Origin of the sequence: Micromonospora sp. NBRC 107095 (genome assembly GCF_030269705.1) — a bacterium.
In the GTDB taxonomy this organism is placed as follows: Bacteria; Actinomycetota; Actinomycetes; order Mycobacteriales; family Micromonosporaceae; genus Micromonospora; species Micromonospora parva.
On sequence record NZ_BSTU01000002.1, the window covers coordinates 68,084 to 87,688 of the forward strand.

The 19,605-nt window shown below is 71.5% G+C and carries 21 protein-coding genes and 1 tRNA gene; 10 read left to right on the plus strand and 12 right to left on the minus strand.

Annotation, left to right across the window (positions count from 1 at the left end; genetic code table 11):
* Positions 1-49: 49 nt before the first annotated feature.
* Positions 50-802 (minus strand): single-stranded DNA-binding protein, encoded by a 753-nt coding sequence (locus tag QSK15_RS12595; RefSeq protein WP_285794428.1) that lies wholly within the window; start codon positions 800-802, stop codon positions 50-52.
* Between the two features lie 304 nt (positions 803-1,106).
* Here QSK15_RS12595 and QSK15_RS12600 point away from each other — a divergent pair, with 304 nt between their 5' ends.
* Both QSK15_RS12600 and QSK15_RS12605 read left to right on the plus strand, forming a co-directional pair.
* Complete coding sequence (locus tag QSK15_RS12600; protein ID WP_285794429.1) at positions 1,107-1,547, plus strand: HPF/RaiA family ribosome-associated protein; 441 nt, start codon at positions 1,107-1,109, stop codon at positions 1,545-1,547.
* A gap of 112 nt (positions 1,548-1,659) precedes the next feature.
* Positions 1,660-2,715: an alpha/beta hydrolase gene (locus tag QSK15_RS12605; protein ID WP_285794430.1), complete on the plus strand. Its 1,056-nt coding sequence runs from the start codon at positions 1,660-1,662 to the stop codon at positions 2,713-2,715.
* 19 nt (positions 2,716-2,734) lie between these two features.
* On the opposite strand, the gene QSK15_RS12610 is transcribed toward QSK15_RS12605, so the two are convergent.
* On the minus strand, positions 2,735-3,430 hold the full coding sequence (locus tag QSK15_RS12610; protein WP_285794431.1) for a hypothetical protein: 696 nt from the start codon (positions 3,428-3,430) through the stop codon (positions 2,735-2,737).
* A 160-nt stretch (positions 3,431-3,590) separates the two neighbouring features.
* Between QSK15_RS12610 and QSK15_RS12615 the strand changes: the two genes are divergently transcribed.
* Positions 3,591-3,663: transfer RNA gene (locus QSK15_RS12615), tRNA-Arg, on the plus strand.
* Between the two features lie 295 nt (positions 3,664-3,958).
* Here the strand turns inward: QSK15_RS12615 and QSK15_RS12620 are convergent.
* On the minus strand, positions 3,959-4,516 hold the full coding sequence (locus tag QSK15_RS12620) for a hypothetical protein (protein WP_285794432.1): 558 nt from the start codon (positions 4,514-4,516) through the stop codon (positions 3,959-3,961).
* A 403-nt stretch (positions 4,517-4,919) separates the two neighbouring features.
* Here QSK15_RS12620 and QSK15_RS12625 point away from each other — a divergent pair, with 403 nt between their 5' ends.
* Together QSK15_RS12625 and QSK15_RS12630 are read left to right on the plus strand one after the other, a co-directional pair.
* A complete protein-coding gene (locus tag QSK15_RS12625) occupies positions 4,920-5,417 on the plus strand; it encodes a SigE family RNA polymerase sigma factor (protein ID WP_285794433.1) in 498 nt (165 codons plus the stop codon).
* Positions 5,417-6,457, plus strand: coding sequence for a hypothetical protein (locus tag QSK15_RS12630; protein ID WP_285794434.1), 1,041 nt, complete (start codon positions 5,417-5,419; stop codon positions 6,455-6,457). Before QSK15_RS12625 ends, QSK15_RS12630 begins: the two co-directional genes overlap by 1 nt.
* 13 nt (positions 6,458-6,470) lie before the next feature.
* On the opposite strand, the gene QSK15_RS12635 is transcribed toward QSK15_RS12630, so the two are convergent.
* On the minus strand, positions 6,471-7,469 hold the full coding sequence (locus QSK15_RS12635) for a hypothetical protein (protein WP_285794435.1): 999 nt from the start codon (positions 7,467-7,469) through the stop codon (positions 6,471-6,473).
* A 224-nt stretch (positions 7,470-7,693) separates the two neighbouring features.
* Here QSK15_RS12635 and QSK15_RS12640 point away from each other — a divergent pair, with 224 nt between their 5' ends.
* The 4 genes from QSK15_RS12640 to QSK15_RS12655 all read left to right on the plus strand — a co-directional run bounded on the left by QSK15_RS12640 (position 7,694) and on the right by QSK15_RS12655 (position 11,551).
* Entirely contained in the window at positions 7,694-8,872 is a 1,179-nt protein-coding gene (locus QSK15_RS12640) for a sensor histidine kinase (protein ID WP_352232181.1), read from the plus strand.
* A complete protein-coding gene (locus tag QSK15_RS12645) occupies positions 8,862-10,070 on the plus strand; it encodes a hypothetical protein (RefSeq protein WP_285794437.1) in 1,209 nt (402 codons plus the stop codon). The genes QSK15_RS12640 and QSK15_RS12645 overlap by 11 nt, the downstream gene beginning before the upstream one ends.
* Positions 10,043-10,756: a response regulator transcription factor gene (locus tag QSK15_RS12650; RefSeq protein ID WP_285794438.1), complete on the plus strand. Its 714-nt coding sequence runs from the start codon at positions 10,043-10,045 to the stop codon at positions 10,754-10,756. The genes QSK15_RS12645 and QSK15_RS12650 overlap by 28 nt, the downstream gene beginning before the upstream one ends.
* Positions 10,757-10,828: 72 nt before the next feature.
* On the plus strand, positions 10,829-11,551 hold the full coding sequence (locus tag QSK15_RS12655; protein ID WP_285794439.1) for a hypothetical protein: 723 nt from the start codon (positions 10,829-10,831) through the stop codon (positions 11,549-11,551).
* Here the strand turns inward: QSK15_RS12655 and QSK15_RS12660 are convergent.
* The 6 genes from QSK15_RS12660 to QSK15_RS12685 form a co-directional block, all read right to left on the minus strand.
* Positions 11,433-12,413, minus strand: coding sequence for a GlxA family transcriptional regulator (locus QSK15_RS12660; protein WP_285794440.1), 981 nt, complete (start codon positions 12,411-12,413; stop codon positions 11,433-11,435). The two genes, QSK15_RS12655 and QSK15_RS12660, sit on opposite strands and share 119 nt — an antisense overlap.
* Positions 12,414-12,417: 4 nt before the next feature.
* The gene (locus QSK15_RS12665) at positions 12,418-13,026 is read right to left on the minus strand and encodes an isochorismatase family protein (protein ID WP_285794441.1); all 609 of its coding nucleotides are present in this window, start codon (positions 13,024-13,026) and stop codon (positions 12,418-12,420) included.
* A gap of 80 nt (positions 13,027-13,106) precedes the next feature.
* A complete protein-coding gene (locus QSK15_RS12670; protein ID WP_285794442.1) occupies positions 13,107-13,859 on the minus strand; it encodes a lysophospholipid acyltransferase family protein in 753 nt (250 codons plus the stop codon).
* A gap of 97 nt (positions 13,860-13,956) precedes the next feature.
* Positions 13,957-16,017: an amylo-alpha-1,6-glucosidase gene (locus QSK15_RS12675; protein WP_285794443.1), complete on the minus strand. Its 2,061-nt coding sequence runs from the start codon at positions 16,015-16,017 to the stop codon at positions 13,957-13,959.
* On the minus strand, positions 16,017-16,388 hold the full coding sequence (locus QSK15_RS12680; protein ID WP_285794444.1) for an SCP2 sterol-binding domain-containing protein: 372 nt from the start codon (positions 16,386-16,388) through the stop codon (positions 16,017-16,019). The genes QSK15_RS12675 and QSK15_RS12680 overlap by 1 nt, the downstream gene beginning before the upstream one ends.
* A 280-nt stretch (positions 16,389-16,668) precedes the next feature.
* The gene (locus QSK15_RS12685) at positions 16,669-17,085 is read right to left on the minus strand and encodes a CBS domain-containing protein (protein WP_285794445.1); all 417 of its coding nucleotides are present in this window, start codon (positions 17,083-17,085) and stop codon (positions 16,669-16,671) included.
* Positions 17,086-17,252: 167 nt separating this feature from the next.
* Between QSK15_RS12685 and QSK15_RS12690 the strand changes: the two genes are divergently transcribed.
* Entirely contained in the window at positions 17,253-17,834 is a 582-nt protein-coding gene (locus tag QSK15_RS12690; RefSeq protein ID WP_285794446.1) for a nucleotidyltransferase family protein, read from the plus strand.
* 10 nt (positions 17,835-17,844) lie between these two features.
* Here the strand turns inward: QSK15_RS12690 and QSK15_RS12695 are convergent, their stop codons facing one another.
* On the minus strand, positions 17,845-18,285 hold the full coding sequence (locus tag QSK15_RS12695; RefSeq protein ID WP_285795103.1) for a PPOX class F420-dependent oxidoreductase: 441 nt from the start codon (positions 18,283-18,285) through the stop codon (positions 17,845-17,847).
* 233 nt (positions 18,286-18,518) lie between these two features.
* Positions 18,519-19,544 (minus strand): aspartate-semialdehyde dehydrogenase, encoded by a 1,026-nt coding sequence (locus QSK15_RS12700; RefSeq protein WP_285794447.1) that lies wholly within the window; start codon positions 19,542-19,544, stop codon positions 18,519-18,521.
* Positions 19,545-19,605: the final 61 nt, after the last annotated feature.

The following is a 19,605-nucleotide window of genomic DNA, read 5'->3' on the forward strand; positions in this document are numbered from 1 at the left end:
GAACAGCCGACCTGACCGCCGCCAACCCCGCGACGGCCGAGCCGACCGGTCAGGCGGGCTGCGGGACCCGGCCCCGACCACGCCGCCCGCGACCGGGCTGCGTCGGCTCCAGCTGCCCCTCGTCGGGCACCGGCCCCAACTCGAGGTCGAGGTCGCCGTCGGCGTTGTCGTCGTCCGCCCCGGGCGGAGGCGCCACCTCGTCGTCGAGGCCCGGCGGGACCTTGAGCTGCCCGCCGCTCGGGGAGCTGTCGTCGTCCTCCGGGACGTTGCCGAACGGACTGGTGCGCAGCTCGGCGTAGTCGGGCAGCTCGAAGTCGTCGTCCAGCGGCCGGTCGTCGGGCAGCACGGGGGCCTGCCCGGCCGGCACCGGCTCGGTGGGCTCGCCGTGCACCCGGCTCTCGGCCTCCGCGTCCTCCACGGTGCTGGTGGTCACGCTCGGCCGGTTGCGCAGGAACCGGGCCCGGCCACGCGACAGATCGTGGCCGACGGCGACCGCCTCCAACTCGTAGAGCGTGCGGTGGTTGCCCGCGTCGTCGGTCCAGTCGCGGGTGTAGAGCCGCCCGCAGACCACCACCGGATCGCCGACCATGACGGAGGCCGCCACCCCCTCGGCGAGCTTGCGCCAACAGTTGACGCGGACGCGGAGCGAGTTGCCGTCCACCCACCGGCCGCTGTCCCGGTCGAGTCGGCGGGCGGTGGAGGCGACCTTGAAGTTGGCCACCAGGGTGTTGCTCTGGGTCGTACGCCGCCACTCGGGCGTCGTCAGCACATTGCCGACGATTGTCACGTAAGTGTCGAACATCGTCCCTCCAGGGGGATCGGGGCCTGCCAGCGCGAGTCGACTCGCCACCGAGCCTCGACACCGAGGCCGCCCACCGCCACCGCCGACCGCCGGCCTGTGGACGACGAACCCACCTGTGGACAACGCCCTGATCACGTCCCGATGTGGTACGCCCGACCCGCCCAACCCGCCGTCGACGGTTTCCCGGGCCGCTCGAACTGGGTAAGGACTTGATCAACGCAACACCGACAGTTGCACGTCGACGAGAGGTCAGCGCCATGACGATCACTACCATCGGCTCCGCGAACGCTTCCGAGGCGCGGCGATGAGCGCCGTGGCGAACCCGGCCACCGTGGCTGAGTGCCTGCGGGTGGGCGCGGGGTTCTCGCAGGGCGACCGCAACTGGATCGCCGAGCAGTTCGCCACCCTCGACGCCCGGCTCGCCAGCTTCCACGCCGACGCCACCGAGCTGGAGGTGTCGGTGAAGGACCGGGAGGCCCGCGGGCAGAAGGTCACCCTCGAGTGCTGGATCGCCGGCCGGCAGAAGATCGTCACCACCTCCGCCGAGGAGGACCTGCACGCCGCCCTCAACGACGTCCGCGACGACCTGCGCCGCCGTCTCAATGACGCCAAGACCCGCCAGGAACCCCGGCACAACAAGCACCTGCGCGACCTCCCCCAGCCGCAGAACGAGCTGGACCAGGCCGACGATCAGGAGCGGATCCCCGCCGCCGACCCGAGCCGGGCTGACGCGGAGACCGTCTGACCAACGCCTGTCCGCCGCGATCCTGCCCGTCCCGCTGTGGCACGGGCAGGATCGCGGCGCAGGCCGACGCGTGGGCTACCGCTGGGTAGGTCGGCGGCGTAGCGTCGCGTTCGTGGAACCGGACGTGTTGGGACCGCCGTACGAGCGGCAGACGATCGACCTGGGCGCCGACGACGAAGGCCCCGTTGTCGCGACGCTGGTCCGGAGGCGGGCCGAACGCCCCACCGGGCGGGCCGTGCTCTACGTGCACGGCTTCGTCGACTACTTCTTCCAGACCCACCTGGCCGACTTCTTCGCCGAGAGAGGCTGGGACTTCTACGCGCTCGACCTGCGCAAATACGGTCGCAGTCTGCTCCCGGGCCAGACCCCGAACTTCTGCCACGACATCAGCGACTACTTCCCCGAGCTGGACGCCGCCGCCGAGATCATCCGCAAGGACGACGGTCACGACACCCTGCTGGCGATGGGCCACTCCACCGGCGGTCTGATCATCTCGCTCTGGGCGGACGCCCGCCGCGACACCGGCACCATCGACGGCCTGGTGCTCAACAGCCCCTTCTTCGACCTGAACGCCCCCTGGGCGGTCCGTCGACCCCTCGCGGCCGCCGCGTCCCGGCTGGGCCGCAGGGCGCCGCACCGCATCCTGCCGTTCGGGTTGGGCACGGTGTACGGCGAGAGCATCCACTCCGACCACCGCGGCGAGTGGACCTACGACCTGGCGTGGAAGCCGCTGGCCGGGTTCCCGGTCCGGGCCGGCTGGCTGAACGCGATCCGCACCGGGCAGCGGCGACTCCGGGCGGGGTTGGACATCCAGGTGCCGGTGCTGCTGGCCTGTTCGACCCGGTCCTTCCGGGGCACCAAGTGGCACGACAGCGCCACGCTGGCCGACGCCGTACTGGACGTCGAGCACATGGTCCGTTACGCGCCCCGCCTCGGTCGCCACGTCACACTGGCCCGCTTCGACGGCGGACTGCACGACCTCACGCTCTCCGGCCCCGCCGTACGGAAGAAGGTCTTCGACGAGGTGGGCCGCTGGGCCGAGGCGTTCCTCGCCGCCGGCCCCACCGCCCCGGCCGACGCGGACCCGGGCGATGCCGCACCGGGTGACGCGGCACCGGCCGACACGCAAACGCCGGACGCGGCAAGGGCGGCCACGTCCGGCGGCTGACCCGGCCGGACAGCGTGGCTCAGACGTCGCCGGGCGCCGCCGGGAGGACAGCACGGATCCGGTCGAAGGTCGCCACCGGGTGCGCGCCGACACCGGGCAGGACCAGGCCCAGACAGTACGGCGCGACGTCGCCGGTGTCGCCGGCCTGGACGATGAAGACCGGCGCCCCGACGTACCCCGGCGGCAGCTCAGTGGTGATCAGCACGGTGTCCCCGTCGCGGACCACCCGCTCGATCGCGACCTCCAGCGGGCGCGACCCGTCCTCGCGTACCCCGTGGGCCAGCACGAAAGCGGAACCGGCGTCGGCGCCGAGGCGGGCGACCACCTCGGGCCCGGCGGCGATCCCCGCAGGCACCGGCTGGACGCGCCACCGCCAACCGCCGTCACCGGCGAACCGGTGCAGGCCAGCCGTCGGCAACACCGCCACCCCGTCGCCCCCGAAGCGAGCCCAACCAGGCACGATCTCGGCCTCGGACATGACCTCCGGGGCCACCCCCGCCGGCTCGGTGACGCTCGACCGCAGGCCCAACTCGCCCCCGGAAACGCCCACCAGGTCGGCCGCCGTCAACAACGACTCCCCCACCGGGTCGTCACCGCTGCGAAAGAAGAACGCGGTACCGAAACCGCCCGAGGACCGGTACGGCAGGATGGCGCGACCGACGACCTGGCACAGCTCGTAGGCGACGTCGCTCTCGGCGTCGGAATCCAGCAACACCAGCCAACGGTACGGTCCAGTCCAGGGCCGGTCCGCGGTAACCCGGATGCCCGCTGCGAGGCGGACATGAGACTCTGCTCGGCAACGTGGACGCGGGCACCCTTTTCGCCGTCGGGCAGTGGCACGGCGGTACCCTCTGGGCGCGACATCCACGCCACACGCGCCCGTAGCTCAGCGGATAGAGCAGGGGACTTCTAATCCCAAGGCCGCAGGTTCGAATCCTGCCGGGCGCGCCTTCACACAGCAGGGGTTGACCTGCTCTCTCTGCCCGGCGACGGAGTATCGCGGGCATGGCGAGGGGCGACTTCGTTGATAGCGTCGCCAGGTGTCGTCGAACTCACGGCGGCCGACGCGCCTGCCCTTGCCGCGCCGCACCGGTGGCTCGATCGCCCGCTGATCGCCTGGAGGCCGACCCGGACGGCAACCCGATCCAGATCGTCCGGCGATGGGAGATCGGGCGACGCGATCCGTGAAGCGCCCCGCCGACTCCGTCCGAGGCGGCGGGGCGCTGTGAACAGCTACTTCTCGTCAGCAGGGATCAATGTAGTAAACGGGCGCCCAGGAGTAGTTCGGATTGCGACTGGAAGCGGGTGCGGAGTATTGGTAAAGGCCCTGGGTGGCGGTCAGGAAACGCGCCCTTGTGCCAGTGGTCTGGGCATTCTTCCAGGACCCGGCCCACGACCAGGGAATCGAAATCAGCTGCGAGCAGCTGTCCTCGTATCGCATGTCCCCGTAGTAGTTCTGTGCACTGTAGGCGCAGAAGTAGAGGTACCAGCAGTCGGCCATGGTGCCGATGGGCTGGCCGAGTTCACGTGCGGCCTTTTCACCGGGCAGAGCGAGCAGCAGACCGCCCCCGCTCCCGTACTCGATCCTGTTCGCGGCGACCTGCCTCCCGCCGGCTTGAACCAGGTAGGCGTCAACCCGCCCCTGAAGTTCCTCTGCTTCACCGAGGGTGAGCCCGGCAGCCCGAGCCTGGGCGGTGAAGCTCCGGTGTGCGGCTCCGGTTTCTCCGGCCGCTGCGCTGACCGCTCCGGCTGGTGTCAACAGGGCGGTGAACGCGAGCACGAGGGCCGCGACGGCCGCCATTGACCTTTGATAGCGCATAGAGCATAGAGCATTCCTGCTTTCGACAGCACGACGCCTCCCCGATGTGCGTCGTGTTCGGGATCGATGATGTCGCATCAGCGGATGCCGACCCCTCTCACTGTCCAAGAACTTACAGCCTTCCATGCATTGTTGACCGAGCCGATATTGCTGCCGTTTGCTTTCATCCGGGCGGCCGGCGCGTGGAAGCCAGAGAATTGCTGATGTTCCGCCCGCGCGCGATCTTTGTATGACCTCGCCGAAAGGATCTCCGCAGTGAGCCTCGCCGCTGCACCTCAGGTCCCGTGTCCGCTGGAAGCAGGCTGACACCTGCACCGCAGGCCTGGTGCGCACGATGTGCCCGGCAGGTGTCTACGGGTTGGCCGGTCCACGGCGTTAATAGGGCGTGACGTTCGAGGAGTACGCGTTCGCCCGCACGTCGGCCCTGGTGCGGCTCGCCCGGTTGCTGACCGGTGACGAGCACCGGGCCGAGGACCTGGTGCAGGAGGTCCTGGCCCAGGCGTACGCGAGGTGGGGGCGGATCGCCCGGACGGATCGTCCTGACGCCTACGTCCGCCGGATGCTGGTCAACGCCCACAGATCCTGGTGGCGTCGGCGCAGCAGCCGGGAGATCACCGTCGCCGCCGTACTCGATCAGGCGGGTGACGTGGACGAGGCAGCCGGGGTCGCTGAGCGCGACGCGCTGTGGCGGTTGGTCTGTGCACTGCCGGCGCGTCAGCGCACGGTGATCGTCCTGCGCTACTACGAGGATCTTGACGACGCGTCGATCGCGGAGATCCTCGACTGTTCGACTGGGACGGTACGCACCCACGCGAAGCGGGCCCTGGCGGCGCTGCGTCAACGACAGGCTGCGGCATCCCCCGCACGGGCAGGAGAGTTCTGATGTTCAGCGACCTTGATGAGCAGCTCGCCAGCACGCTGAGGCATCGTGCCGGCGGCGACGTCGATCCGACGCCGATCGTGCACCGGGCGCGTATTCGCGGTCGGCGACTTCGACTGCGTCGGCGAGGGCTGATCGGAGCGGGCGTGGTGGCGGCGTGTGTGGCGCTCACGTCGGTGGTGCTGGTGCTGCCGGGCGACCGGGGCGGCGACGACCCGATCATGCCGGCCTCGGCTCTGATGTTGCCGGAGGCACGAAGCGCTGCGACCGTACGCCCGGAGGAGGTGGGTGCGGATCCCGCGACCGTGCACTTCTCGCCCGGCGCCCTGGTGAGCGGTGCGGAGTACGCGACGTGGCGTGCCGGGCGCGGCGTCGAGAGCGTCGAGTTCCGGGGCCAGGGCGGGCAGGCCCGGTTCGCGCTGGCCCGCACCGAGGTGTTGCTGGACGAACTTCAGCAGACGTTGTCGTCGGCGGGACGACCGCAGCCACGCTCCGACGTACGGATCGGTGACCGCCCGGGTGTCGCCTGGTTCGACCCGTCCGGTGACCGGCAGTTGTGGTTCGTTCGCTGGCAACCCGCCGACGGGCTCTGGGCCCAACTGGACACCTACGCGACCACCCGGGACGAGGCGGCGGGCACGGCCGGCCGGGTCCGGTTCGATGGCGCGCACCGTTGTGTCGTGCCGTTCCGCCTGGAGTCGGTGCCGCCCGGCGGACGGTTGCTCGAATGCTCGGTCACGTTCGGCCGGTCGGCGCGGGGGTCGTTCGTCGAGGGCGCTCTCGTGGTCGGTGACGCATCCGGTCGCTGGCTGACTGTTCGGGCGCAACCCGCCCGGGCCGGCGGGGCCCGGGCCGGGGATCTCACCGCCGGCCCCTACCGGGCCCGCCGGCAGGGCAGTGACGTGTTGGAGATGACCGTCAAGCCGTTCGTCGTGGAGGCGTTCCGCAAGGGGTGGGGGGACGGCTACACCGAGGCGGAGGGCTTGGCGGTCCTCGCGGGGTACCGGCCGGCCGCCGACCCCGACCGCCCGGACACCTGGTGACCGGGCGGCCGGATCAGATCGGCCCCAGCAGATCGGCCAGCGCGTCGTCACCCTGGCCGAGCTGGGCTGCACCGATCGGTGGCGTGACGAGGAACCGTCGGCAGCCGTCGAGTTCCACGTACCAGTCGGGGCGATCCCCGTCGAGCGGTCGCAGCACCGCGAAGCGGGTCGCCGGGGTGGCACAGTCGACCACCGCCCGGCGGTTGTTCAGCGCCCGGAGCACACCCGCCTGGCGCTCGGTTGGCAGTGGCCCGCCGTACACGAAATCGCCGGCCGGCTTTTCGCCCTCCTGGAGCGACTCGGGCACCTGGTAGACGCAGAGGCGCAGCGGCCCGGCGGCCGGTCGGGCGACCGGCCCGGCCGGCCCGGGGCGACGGCTCCTGGTTTCCACCCACACCATGTCCGTCCACTGCTGGGCGCATCCGGCGGCCTCGGCCGCCGCGGATTCGACCTGCCCGATGGTACGGGTGTCCACCGTGCTCCACTGCGGCCCGGCCAGGGCCGCGATGACCTCGCGGCGCGGCTTGCCGCAGGCGTCGGTCGGGATCTGGGGTCGCAGCCAACGCCCCCGGTCGTCCAGCAGGGCCAGCCACGGCGGGACGACCATGTCGAGGGTGCAGGCGACCTTCCCGCCGGTCGGCTCGCTGGGCAGGCGCAGCGCGGCGAGCAGCGGTGCGATCTCGTCGGCGCGCCGCTCGGTGGCCATCTGCTGCTGGCCGCCCCGGCGGCCCGGCCGGGTCTCCCGGCCGCAGATCACGGCCGCCACCGGGGTGAACGTGGGGTCGATCCGACCGGCCGCCGGTTCTTTCGAGGCTGGTGGTGGCGTCTGCGTGCGCGGCAACGTGATCGTCTCGCCGGCTCCGGGGGCATCCTTGGCACAGGAGGTCCACGTGTCGACGATCTGGGCCGGGGCGGGCTCGGCGGCCTCGCCCGGCCCGTTGTCCGTGCCACCGCAACCACTCAGTGCCAAGCCGAGCAGTGCCACCGCCAGTACCGTCCGGGACGAGCGCATCCGGCTCACCATCCTTTCACCCGAGGATGAGACGGACGGCGGGTGTGCTCGGTTCCGACCGGTCGCGGCACCCGGGGCGGACTCCCCCAGTCGCGGCACAGAGTGACACATTAGCGATACTCCGTACACTAGGGGTCATCAGATGTCAGCCGACATGCTATTGTCCGATGTCGATCTGCACCGTGTGGACCCGGACCGGGTCGTTGTCGGAGGGGCACTTCCCGATGCCGGCCGTTGCCACTCCAGCCGTGCCACCGCCCACGTTGGACAATCCGGCCGGCGGGGCCTTGGGGCTCATCTTCACCACGTTGCCGGCGTTGCTGCGGCTGACCTGCGGGCTGTTCGGCGCGGCGGTGGCCGTGTCCGTGCAGACCCCGCCGGTCGAGCAGGCGGTGTTGCTGCCCGCTGTCGGCGTGCTGACCGGCTGGTCCCTCTGGTACGCCCACCGCGCGTTGCGCCACGGCATCGGCCCCGCCCTCGTCGCTGGTGACGTCGCGGTCACCGCGTCGGCCTGCCTCCTCATCCCCGTGCTGGTGGCACCCGAGGTGTTGCCCGGCGAGGGCAGTTGGATCGCCGTGCTGGCCAGCACCACGGTGATCAACACACAGGCCACCGCCCTGGCGCGCTGGTCGATCCCCGCCGGACTGCTCGTGATCGTCACCTACGTGACCGGCGCCCAGGCGGCCGGCAACCCCACCGAGGCGCGGGCGCACGCGGCCACGCTGCTGGCCCAGACCGCCTGCACGGCGATGATGGCGGGGGTCATGCGGCGACGCATCGGCCGGGCGGACCGCGCCTTCGCCGCACACCAGCGGCTGACCCGGGAGGCGTTGGTCGCCCGCGCCGCCCGCGAGGCCGAACGCCAGCAGAACCGCGACCTGCACGACACCGTGCTCGGAACGTTGACCATGGTGGGGCTGGGCGCGGTGGCCGGTCCCTCGGCCGTCTTCCGGGACCGGTGCGCGGCCGACCTGCGTACCCTCGTCTCGCTCAGCGACGTCGGCCCGGTGGCCGGCGACGGCCCGGTCCCGCTCGACGGACGGTTGCGGTCGGTGGTCGAACGGCTACCCGAGCTCGCGGTACGGCTGGACCTGACGTCCTGCGCCGTCCCGCTCGGGGTGGCCGACGCGATCAGCGACAGCGCCTACGCGGCGCTGTCCAACGTGGTCCGCCACGCGCCCGGTGCCGAGGCCACGCTGCGTCTGGCCCGCGACGCGATCGGCGTGGTGGTCGAGGTCGCCGACGACGGTCCCGGCTTCGACCTGGCCACCGTCCCACCGCACCGGTACGGGCTGCGCGAGTCCATCCGGGGCCGGATGGCAACCGTCGGTGGGCGTGCCGAGGTGCACTCGGTGGTCGGGATGGGCACCCGGATTCGACTGGAGTGGCCCGGTGTCGGCTGACCTGAACGCCCCTGCGTACCTCACCGACGCTCCCGAGGCACCGACCCGGGCCGGCGTTCCGACGCCCCGGGAGCCGGTCTCCCCCGAGGCACTCGCCGCGCCGGCCGCCGTCGCGCACGCCTCCGACCGGGGCGCCCGGATCGCCGCTGTCGTCATCGCGCTGGCCTGGCACGTCGCGATCGCGCTGCCGGCGGTGCTGGCCGCCCGCGCGGAGTTCGCCGCGCCCGCAGTGGTGATCGGTGCCTGGATACTGGTCGCCGTGACCGGCGCGGTGGCCGGGGTACGGCTGCTGCGGGGCTCGCCGCTGCCGCCGTGGCCGCTGGCCGTGTTGCTGCTGGTCGTCGACGCGGCCGTCTTCGCCGCGGCCGGCGAGCGGCAGCTGTTCACGGCCGCCAACTGGGTGTGGGGCACGCTCGGCTGGTTCTTCGTGCTGGCGGTGTGGGGCCAGCGCGTGTTGGGGCTGATCGCGCTGCTGAGCACGCACGCCTTGATCGCCCTGGTGGCCGTGCTGGGGCACGGCGCCGACCCGGCCGACGTGGCCCGCTACGTGATGTACGTCTACGGCACGTTCTCGCTGCCGGTGGCGGTCTTCGTGGGCAGCGCCGTCATCGTCGGCCTGGCTCGGGAGCGGGCCGCCGTCTCGGCCGCCGGTCACGCGATGGCCGCCGAGCGGGATGCCGCCGAACATGGCCGCCAGGAACGCCGCGACCGGCTCACCCTGGTCAGTTCGGCGGCCGGGCGGGTCCTCGGTGACCTCGCCGCCGGGCAGGCCGACCCGGGCGACCCGGAGGTGCAGCGCCGGTGCATGTTGGCCGCCGCCCGGCTACGCCGGCTGATCGCCGAGTCCGACGATGTGCCCGACCCGTTGCTGCACGAGTTGCGCGCCGCCGCCGACCTGGCGGAACGCAGCGGCCTGCCGATCGACCTGGTCACCATCGGCACCCCGCCGCCGCTGCCGGTGGAGGTCCGCCGCCGGCTGGCCGACCCGCTCACCGGCACCCTCGCTGACGCCCGGGAATGGGCGCGGCTGACAGTGGTCTCCGGCCCGGACGAGGTGGTGGTCAGCCTGGTCACTCCGGACCGGGAAGGCCCGGAGGCGACCGGCCCACCGCCCGGGGACCGTGACGACGGGCTGGTGCAGTACCTCTACGAACGGGACGGGAACATCAGATGGGCGCAGACCCGATGGCGGCGGTGAGCGGCGATCAGCCGGTCGGGGTGGCGATCGTCGACGACCACCCGGTGGTGGTCGAGGGAGTCCGCGCCTGGCTCGCCACCGAGCCGCGCCTCACGGTGCTCGCCACCGGCGACGACCCGGACGAGGTGCTGCGGGCCGCCCCGGACGCCGCCGTCGTCCTGCTCGACCTGCGGTTGCACGGGCGGATGGCGTTGGACAAGTTGGCCGAGCTGAGCGCCGCCGGGCGGCGGGTGGTGGTCTATTCGGAGCACACCGACCCGCAGACGATGCTGGCCGCGCTGGACGCCGGGGCGGTGGCGTTCCTGGCCAAGCACGAGGGCCGGGAACACTGCGTGGAGACGGTGCTGGCCGCCGCGAGCGACCGCCCGTACGTGCCGCCGGCGCTGGCCGGTGCGATGGTCGGAGACCCGCGACCGGACCGGCCGATGCTGTCCGACAAGGAGCGTGAGGCGCTGCTGCTCTGGTTCCAGTCGATGTCCAAGGCGTCGGTGGCTCGGCGGATGCAGATCAGCGAGCACACCGTGAAGCAGTACGTCGACCGTGCGCGCATCAAGTACACCCGGGCGGGGCGGCCAGCCGCCACAAAGGCGGCACTACTCGCCCGTGCGATCGAGGACGGTCTCGTCCGCCCGGAGGAGATCGGCATCTACCGGTCACAGGCGACACACGACCGGCCGACCCCCTAACAGGCGTCATGACAGGGGCGCTCCGGTCCGCGAGGCTTCTCTTCACAGCCAGCTGACCGGAAGGTCGTGACGATGCACTCCGATGCGTCCCCGTTCTTCATCGGTCCCCACCGGTTCGACGCCCCGGACGACGACGTGGGCCCGACCCTGGACCGCCGTTATCACCTGCGACCGAGGCCCGGTGAACGATTGCTCGGGCGACATCGGCTGCTGGTCGCGGGCTACCTGCTCGGGCCGAGCGAGGTGCGACGCCGCTGGGAGCTTCCCGAGCCGGTCGAGGTGACCGTCACCGACCAGCGGATCTGCTGGGTGGGCAGTGGCTCGCAGCTGTCGCTCGTCGCCGACGGCACGCACCGCGCCCGGCCGCCCGCTCGGCTCAACGGCCTGATGAGCGGGCAGATCCGTTGGCAGTGGCCGTCCCGGTTGGAGTTGTCGGCGACCACCCCTGACGCACCGCTGCAACTGCTGATCGTCTGCGACGCGCTGCGCACCATCCAGCAACCGGCGTTGGCGCTCAGCGGAGCCGCCGCCGAGGTCGTGGCCCTGGCCCGTCAGGTTCGCCGGGCGGTGGCCCTGTTCCGGCTCAACCGTCCGCAACTGGTCGACCTCTCGGCCCAGGAACGCGACGTGCTGCTGCTGCGGGCCGGCCCCGGTCTGCTCGCCGGCGACACCCGGATCACGCTGCCCGGCTCGTTGCCGGTGGAGTTCCACTCCCGGGACGACTACTACCGGTCAAGACCGGAGCCGACCTCGTGGGGCGGGCTCGCAGACGGCGCAGCATCCGGGCATCGCTGAAGCCGACGGCCCGCGCGGCGGCCTCCACGGTGCTGCCGTGCCCGATCAGGTGCTCGGCCCGTTCCACCCGGAGCAGCTGCTGGTAGCCCAGCGGGGTGAGGCCGGTGCTCGCCCGGAACAGCCGGGTCAGCGTTCGTTCGGCAACGCCGCCGGCGGCGGCCAACTCGGCCAGCGGCAGGGGCTCGGCGTATCGACCGTCGATCAGGTCCTGCACCCGGTGCACCGAGTCGGACAGGTGTGAACGGTGCCGCATCAGGGCGCTGGCCTGCGGCTCGTGTCCGTTGCGGCGGGCGTAGACGACCAGCGTGCGGGCGATCTTCGCGGCGGTCGCCGGGCCGTGCCGGGTCGCCACCAGGTGCAACGCCACGTCGATGCCACTGGCGATGCCCGCCGAGGTGACCACCCTGTCGTCCACCACGTACAGCACATCGCGGACGACCTGGGCCGCCGGGTGCCGGCGCGCCAGGTCGTCCTGCACCTCGTGGTGGGTGGTGCAGCGGCGGCCGTCGAGCAGCCCGGCCCGGCCGAGCGCGTACGCCCCGGCGCAGACGCTGGCCACCGTGCCCCCGGCCGTGTGGTGCGCGGCGAGCCGCCGCAGGTCGCCGGGGGACACCGGCCCCTGCGGCCCGTGCGCCGCCGGCCGCCAGCCGGGCACTATCACCAGGTCGTCCGGGGCCAGTTCGGGCCACCGGGTGTCGGCGACCAGCGGTACGCCCTGCACCGTCGGCACCTGTTCGCGTTCCGCGACGTAGTGCAGCTGGTAGTCGTACCCGAGGTCGGCGGCGCTGGAGAAGACCTGGGCCGGCCCGGCGAGGTCCAGCAGGTGCAACTGTGGGACCAGCAGGAAGACGACCCGGGTCATCACGTCAGCCCCCGCTGCCGACGAGGGTCGCGCCGACCAGTTCGTCCACGGTCCGGATGGTCGCGAAGCGGCCGGCGAGCGCGTACTCGGTACGGGTCACGATCTCCTCGTTGGTCAGGGTGCGTGGGTCGGCGAGGATCTCCGCGACGGTGGCGGTGTCCGGCAGGTCCCGGTGCGGGATGGGGAAGGTCAGCGTGGCGTCGGTGACGAAGGTCATCCGGTAGCCGAGGTCGGCGCCGACCCTGGTGGTGGTCTCCACGCACTGCTCGGTGCGGATGCCGCAGACGGTGATGTCGGTGATGCCCGCCTGGGTGAGCAGCTGCTGGAGGTTCGTCGTGGTGAAGGCGTTGTGCGCCGTCTTGACCATTGTCGGCTCACCATCGGCGGGGACCAGCCCGTCGATCAGCCGCACGTACCCGAGGGCGGGGTCGAACAACCCGCCCGTGCCGGGCTCCGAGTGCAGGACCCAGACCACCAGGTCGCCGCGCTGCCGGGCGGCAGCCACCAGCCGGTCGACCTGGCGGATCATGTCGGGGTTGGAGCCGTACGCCCAGATCGGGCGCTGGCGGAATGATTCCTGTACGTCGATCACGACGAGTGCTGCTCTGCTCATGACCTCGATACTGGTCCGACGACGTTCACAACGGCAGACACCATCCTGACCGGGTGCGGAACGATCCGGCCAACCCGGTGTCAGACGCTGGGGGTGCGCTCTTCGGCAGCGGCGTCCAGCGCGGCGGCCTCCTCCGGCGTGGGCGCGCTGCCGCCCAGGTGCGCGGGCTGCCACCAGGTGTCATCCGGGCCGGCCGGAGTGTCCGGGTAGTCCCGCTGCGCCCGGTCGACGAGGGCACTGAGCCGGGTGGTCAGCTCTGCGGCCAACACGTTCGGGTCCGGGAAGTCCGCCGGATTGATCGGCTCGCCGATCAGGATGGTGATCGGCGTGTGCCGGCGGGTCAGGGTGCGTGGGCGGCCCTTGGTCCAGAGGCGCTGGGTGCCCCACAACGCGACGGGCAGCACCGGCACCTTCGCCGAGCGGGCCATCCGGACCGTGCCGCTCTTGAGCTCCTTGACGGTGAACGACCGGCTGATCGTCGCCTCGGGGAAGACACCGACGACCTCGCCCTGCTTGAGCGCGCTCACGGCGGCGCGGAACGAGGCCGCGCCGGCCTGCCGGTCCACCGGGATGTGCCGCATGCCGCGCATCAGCGGGCCGGAGATCCGGTGCGCGAAGACCGACTCCTTGGCCATGAACCGAACCAGCCGACCCGACGCGTTCGCGCCCAGACCGGCGAAGATGAAGTCGAGGTAGCTCACGTGGTTGCTGGCCAGCACCGCCCCACCAGTGCGGGGTACGTGGTGGGCGCCCTCGATGGTGATCTTCAGGTCGAGGACCCGGAACAGCGTCTTGGCGGTGGCGATAACGGGCGGGTACACGAGCTCCGGCATTCGCAGAATCTACCCTGACCGGCTGGAGATCGGCTGGGTGGCGAACCGGCGGCGGCACGGGTGGTGGGCGCCGCCGCCGGTTCGGCGGTCGGGTCGGTCAGTCGGTGAGGGCGTTCAGGTCCAGTCGACCCCGGGCGAACGCGTCCACCCGACCCCACCGACCCGGGATGTCCAACACCTCGATGCGGCCCATCCCGACCGGCAGCCGGGGCTCGACCGCCAGGTGACCCTCGTGCGGTTCCAGACCGAGCATGGTGCGCAGCAACAACAGCGGCGTGCCCGTCGACCACGCCTGCGGGCTGCACGCCGTCGGGTACTCCACCGGGAACTTGGTGAGCTCCCGCGGGTAGCCGCCGAACGCCTCCGGCAACCGGCCGTCGAAGTACGTTGCCGCGTCCAGGATGCCGTTGGCGATGGTCGCGGCTTCCTCGGCGAAGCCGTAGCGGCGCAGACCCCAGGCGATGAACGAGTTGTCGAACGGCCAGATCGTGCCGTTGTGGTAGCCGATGGGGTTGTACCGCGCCTCCCCGTCGGCGAGCGTCCGCACCCCCCAGCCGGAGAACAGGCGCGGCCCGACCAGGTGTGCGGCCAGCTTCTCCGCCCGCTCGGGCTCGACGATCCCACTCCACAGCAGGTGACCGATGTTGGAGCTGAGGATGTCGCACTGGCGGCCGTCCGGGTCCAGGGCCAGGGCGAAATACTCGCCGTCGTCCACCCACCAGTCCCGGTTGAACCGCTCCTTGAGCTGCGCAGCCTCCCGCTCCAACTGATCGGCGAACTCCGGGTCACCCCAGAATTCGCGAGCCAACCGGGCCGCCCTGATCTTCGCGTCGTACGCGTACCCCTGCACCTCGCAGGTGGCCCGTGGGAACGGCGGCAGCGTGCCGTCGGAGTAGGAGATCGAGTCCCAGGAGTCCTTCCAGCACTGGTTCTCCAGGCCGGTGTCGGTGTTGCGGCGCTCGTACCAGATGTAGCCGTTGCCGATCAGGTCGGCGTAGTTGTCGATCCACCTCAGCGCCGCCCGGGATTCCTGTTCCAGCTCCTTGACCAGCTCGACGTCCCCGCTCCACCGCTCGTACTCGTCGAGCAGCACGATGAACAGCGGTGTCGCGTCCACCGAGCCGTAGTACGGCGAGTGTGGCTGCTCCTCGAAGGCGGCGGTTTCGCCGTAGCGCATCTCGTGCAGGATGCGCCCCGGGTCCTCGTCCCGGAAGTCGTCGAACCGGCTGCCCTGCAGGGACGCCAGGATGCGCAGCGTCGTCTTCGACAACTGCGGGGTGAACGGCAGCGTCTGCAGGCAGGTGAGGATGCTGTCCCGGCCGAACATGGTCATGAACCAGGGCAGACCGGCAGCCGGCAGGGTGGCGCCGCCCAGCGACAGCGGCGAGAAGCGCAGCGCCGCCAGGTCGATCAGGCTCCGCCGGTACGTGCTGGCCACCCGGCCGTGCTCACTGTTGACCTTCGGCGCGTCGGCGATCCACTGCTCCAGGTCGTGCTGCAGAGCGAGCCGCTCGGTGTCGTGCTTGCGCAGCCCCAGGCGAAGGTCCCGGCCGGTGGGCCCGACCGCGTTGGTCTCGACCTCGATCGAGGCCTCCCACTGCTCGTTCGGCTCCAGGTGGACGGTGTACGCGAAGCCCTTGCTGTCGTACCGGGCCGACATCGACGACGAGATCACCGTCTCCCGCCGAAAGTTTCCCCGCCGGTAGCCCAGCCGCAGCCGGTCCGGCTCCACCTCGGTGTAGATCTCGCCCTTCTTGTTCAGGATCTCGTCCTTGACCTGGAACAGATCGGCGAAGTCAGACGCCGCGTCCATCCGGACTTCCAGGTCGACCGGCTTCTCGTCGTGGTTGAGAATGGTCAGTTGCTCCCGGAAGCTGCCGCCCACCGCGCGCTCCCGGATGATCGACAGCTTCGCGTCCACGTAGTGCGTGGCCATCCCGGGGACCAGGAAGAAGCGCGACTCGAAGTACTGCAGGTCGTCGAAGGAGAGCGAGTTGAGTCGCTCACCGTTGACGGTCAGCACCCAGGTCGACAGGAACCGGGTGTCGATGGAGAAGAGCCCGGTGGGCTCGCTCGGCGTCGCCTCGATGTCACCGGTGTCCTCGCAGACGACGAACGTGTTGCCGTCCAGGATCCGGATCGTGTTGCTCTGCCCCATCAGTGCACCTCCCCGGCGAAACGTCGACGTGGCCCACGGGCGTCCGGTGACCCCGGGAAGATCCGCTCCACCTGTACGACCAGCCGAAGGTCGCCCGACGCCGTCATGTCGCCGCGCAGCAGCGCGGCCAGGCCGTGCTCGCGCCCCGAGGCGATGTCGTCGAAGAGGACCGGGCTCGCGCCGATCACCGTGTCGGCCTCCTGGTCCTCCTGGCTGACATTGAGCCGGCCGCGATCGATCTTCAGCAGCCAGTGCCTGGTCTGCGCCCCCTCGTGCAGGTCGATCCGCAGCGTCCCGGAGGTCTTGGCCAGCAGGGGTTCGTACCCCCGCCGGTCCAGGTCCTCGAAGAACCTCGTGGTCGCGTCCACCATCGGGTCCACTCCTCCCAGTTGCCGGGCCGGGGATCCCACCCACCGCGCTCGCGTCGCGCGGACGGCCGGCGTTGCACGTCCCCGCACGGGTCCCCGCCGCCCCCCTGGCCCAACCTCACCCAAATCAGGTGACCCCCTTGCTTCGGTGATTGAGACGTTTGCGTCAGCACCGGGGCGTGTCGTGACGCAAACTTCTTGATCACGCGGGGAGGGGTGGGGGACAGAACGCGCGCCGGCCCTCCCTGGAGGAGAGCCGGCGCACGTCTGCCGCGGCGGACGGTCAGTTGTTCGGGTCGTCGGCGCTGATGTCGGCCAGGACCGACTGCGGTTCACGCTCGACCGCGAGGTCACCCATCGAGACCAGGCCAACCAGGCGTCCGTCGTCGATCACCGGCAACCGGCGTACGGCGTACGTCCGCATCAGGTCGGCGGCGGCCACGGCATCGTCGTACTGACTCACCGTGATCACGTCGCGAGTGGTGACCTGATTCAACCGGGTCGAGCCCGGGTCCATGTTCTCCGCGACACCTCGGACCGTGATGTCCCGGTCCGTGACGATGCCGACCACACTGTCGCCGTCGGTCACCACCACATCTCCGATCGCGCTGTCACGCATCTCCTGCGCGGCCGCGATGAGCGTGTCGTTGCCGTCCATCGTCACCAACCGGGTCGTCATGAACTCTCCGACCGTTGTCATGGTGCTCCCCTCTCGGTGTCGGCACGGCCCGTCTACCCGCCGTCCGGCACCGGGTAACGCCCGGCCGCCGGTGGCTACCGGCGCTCGCACGCGCCGCACCTCGTACCCGCCATCCGCCAACCCGCTCGGGGGCAGCGCGCCCCGGGGTGGCCGCCTACGGTGGGCCGATGGTGGCGGACGAGTCGGAGCTGCGGGAGCTGGTCGCCGGCAACCGATGGTTGACGCGGGCGCTGACAGTGGTGCGCGACTCAGGGCTCCCGGACGCCTGGATCGGCGCGGGCGTCCTGCGTGACCTGGTCTGGGGCGAACGGTACGGACACGGGTTCGATCCGGCGACGGTCCGGGACGTGGACGTGGTCTTCTTCGACCCGACCCGGCTGACCCGCGAGGACGACGACCGGGCCACCGCCCGGCTGACGGCGGCGTGGCCGCAACCGCCGTGGGAGGCGCGCAACCAGGCGGCAGTGCACACCTGGTACGCGGCGAAGTTCGGCGGCGAACCGATCACGCCGTACCGCGATGTGGCCGAGGCGGTCGCCACCTGGCCGGAGTACGCGACGGCGGTGGCCGTCCGCCTGGACTCGGCCGACCGGCTGGAGGTCTGCGCGCCGTACGGCCTCGCGGACCTGCTGGGTGGGGTGTGGCGACACAACCCGGCCCGGGTGGGTGTGGCATTGTCCCGGCGACGGCTGGCCCGGCACCGGCCGGCGCAGCGGTGGCCCGGCGTGACCGTGATCGAACCGGGCTGACCGGTCGGGTTCAGCCCTGCGGCGGCATCCCGTAGAGCCGCTCCACGTGCAGCCGCAACACGATCCGCCCCTCGTCGACCATGGCCTGGCGGTACTCGTCCCAGTCGGGGTGTTCGCCGCTCAGCGCCCGGTAGAGCGCCACCAACTCCTCGACCGTGTCGTCGCCGAGTTCGGCGGACGGCGGGGTCAGCTCGGCGCGCCCCTCGGCCACCGCGTACGCCCAGCCGTCCTGACTGCTGACGTGGAAGCTGGCCCGGGGGTCGCGGCGCAGGTTGGCGGTCTTCGCCCGAGAGTCGGTGACCGAGACCCGGATCAGGCCGGCGTCCCGGTCGAAGGAGTAGAGCACCGTGGACAGCTGCGGACGCCCGTCCCGCTTGATGGTGGCGAGCACGCCCATCGAGTGGCCGGCCACCAGGTCGGTCAACGCCTGCTGGGTGCGGTCGTCGGGCATGGTGTCCTCCAGGTTGGACGATCGTCTCCGACCCATCCAAGCACGACCCGCCGGCCCTCGCGGGCGACCACCCGCAACGGCGCTGGCTTCCGTCCAGAGCTTTCGGGCGACCGAGGTCGAGCGCGCACGACGACAGTGCGACCACCCGGAACGCGGCGAGCCCTCGCCGACGGGCGGCGAGGGCTCGGTGCTTGTCGGGTTTCGAGGGCCTGTGGTGTGGCGACCGGTGCCGGTCAGCGGCGCTCGGCGGCGACCAGCTCGGCGAGCTGCACCGCGTTGAGCGCGGCGCCCTTGCGCAGGTTGTCGTTGGAGCAGAAGAGGGCCAGCCCGTGTTCCACCGTCTCGTCGGCGCGGATCCGGCCCACGTAGGTCGGGTCCTGGCCGGCGGCCTGCAACGGCGTCGGGACGTCGGTCAACGCCACCCCGGGTGCGTCGGCCAGCAGCTCGTGGGCGCGCTGCGGGGTGAGCGGCCGGGCGAACCGGGCGTTGATCTGGAGCGAGTGCCCGGTGAAGACGGGGACCCGGACGCAGGTGCCGGAGACCAACAGGTCGGGGATCTCCAGGATCTTGCGGCTCTCGTTGCGGAGCTTCTGCTCCTCGTCGGTCTCGAACGAGCCGTCGTCGACGATCGAGCCGGCGAGCGGGAGCACGTTGAAGGCGATCGGCTGGGCGAATGAACGCGGCGCGGGGAACTCCACGGCCGACCCGTCGAAGGCCAGCCCGGTGGCGTGCTCGGCCACCTTGCGGACCTGCTCGTCCAGCTCGGCGACGCCGGCCAGCCCGGCACCGGAGACCGCCTGGTACGTCGACACGACCAGGCCGACCAGGCCGGCTTCGGCGTGCAGCGGACGCAGCACCGGCATCGCGGCCATCGTGGTGCAGTTGGGGTTGGCGATGATGCCCTTCGGCCGGTCCGCCGCGGCGTGCGGGTTGACCTCGGCGACCACCAGCGGCACCTGGGGGTCCATCCGGAACGCCGAGGAGTTGTCGATCACGACGGCGCCGGCCTCGGCGACCCGGGGGGCCATCTCCCGGGCGGTGCCCTTACCGGCCGAGAAGAGCACGATGTCCAGCCCGGAGTAGTCGGCGCTGGCCGCGTCCTCGACGATCACCTCGCCGTCGCGCCACGGCAGCGTACGCCCGGCTGACCGCGCCGAGGCGAACAACCGCACCTGCTCCGCCGGGAACTCCCGCTCCGCCAGCACCTGCCGCATCACGCCACCGACCTGGCCGGTGGCCCCCACAATGCCGATCCTCATGCCCGCGAGGCTACCGACCCGACCCCCGGAACCGGGAGCCCTTTCCCACCCCCCGGGTCCC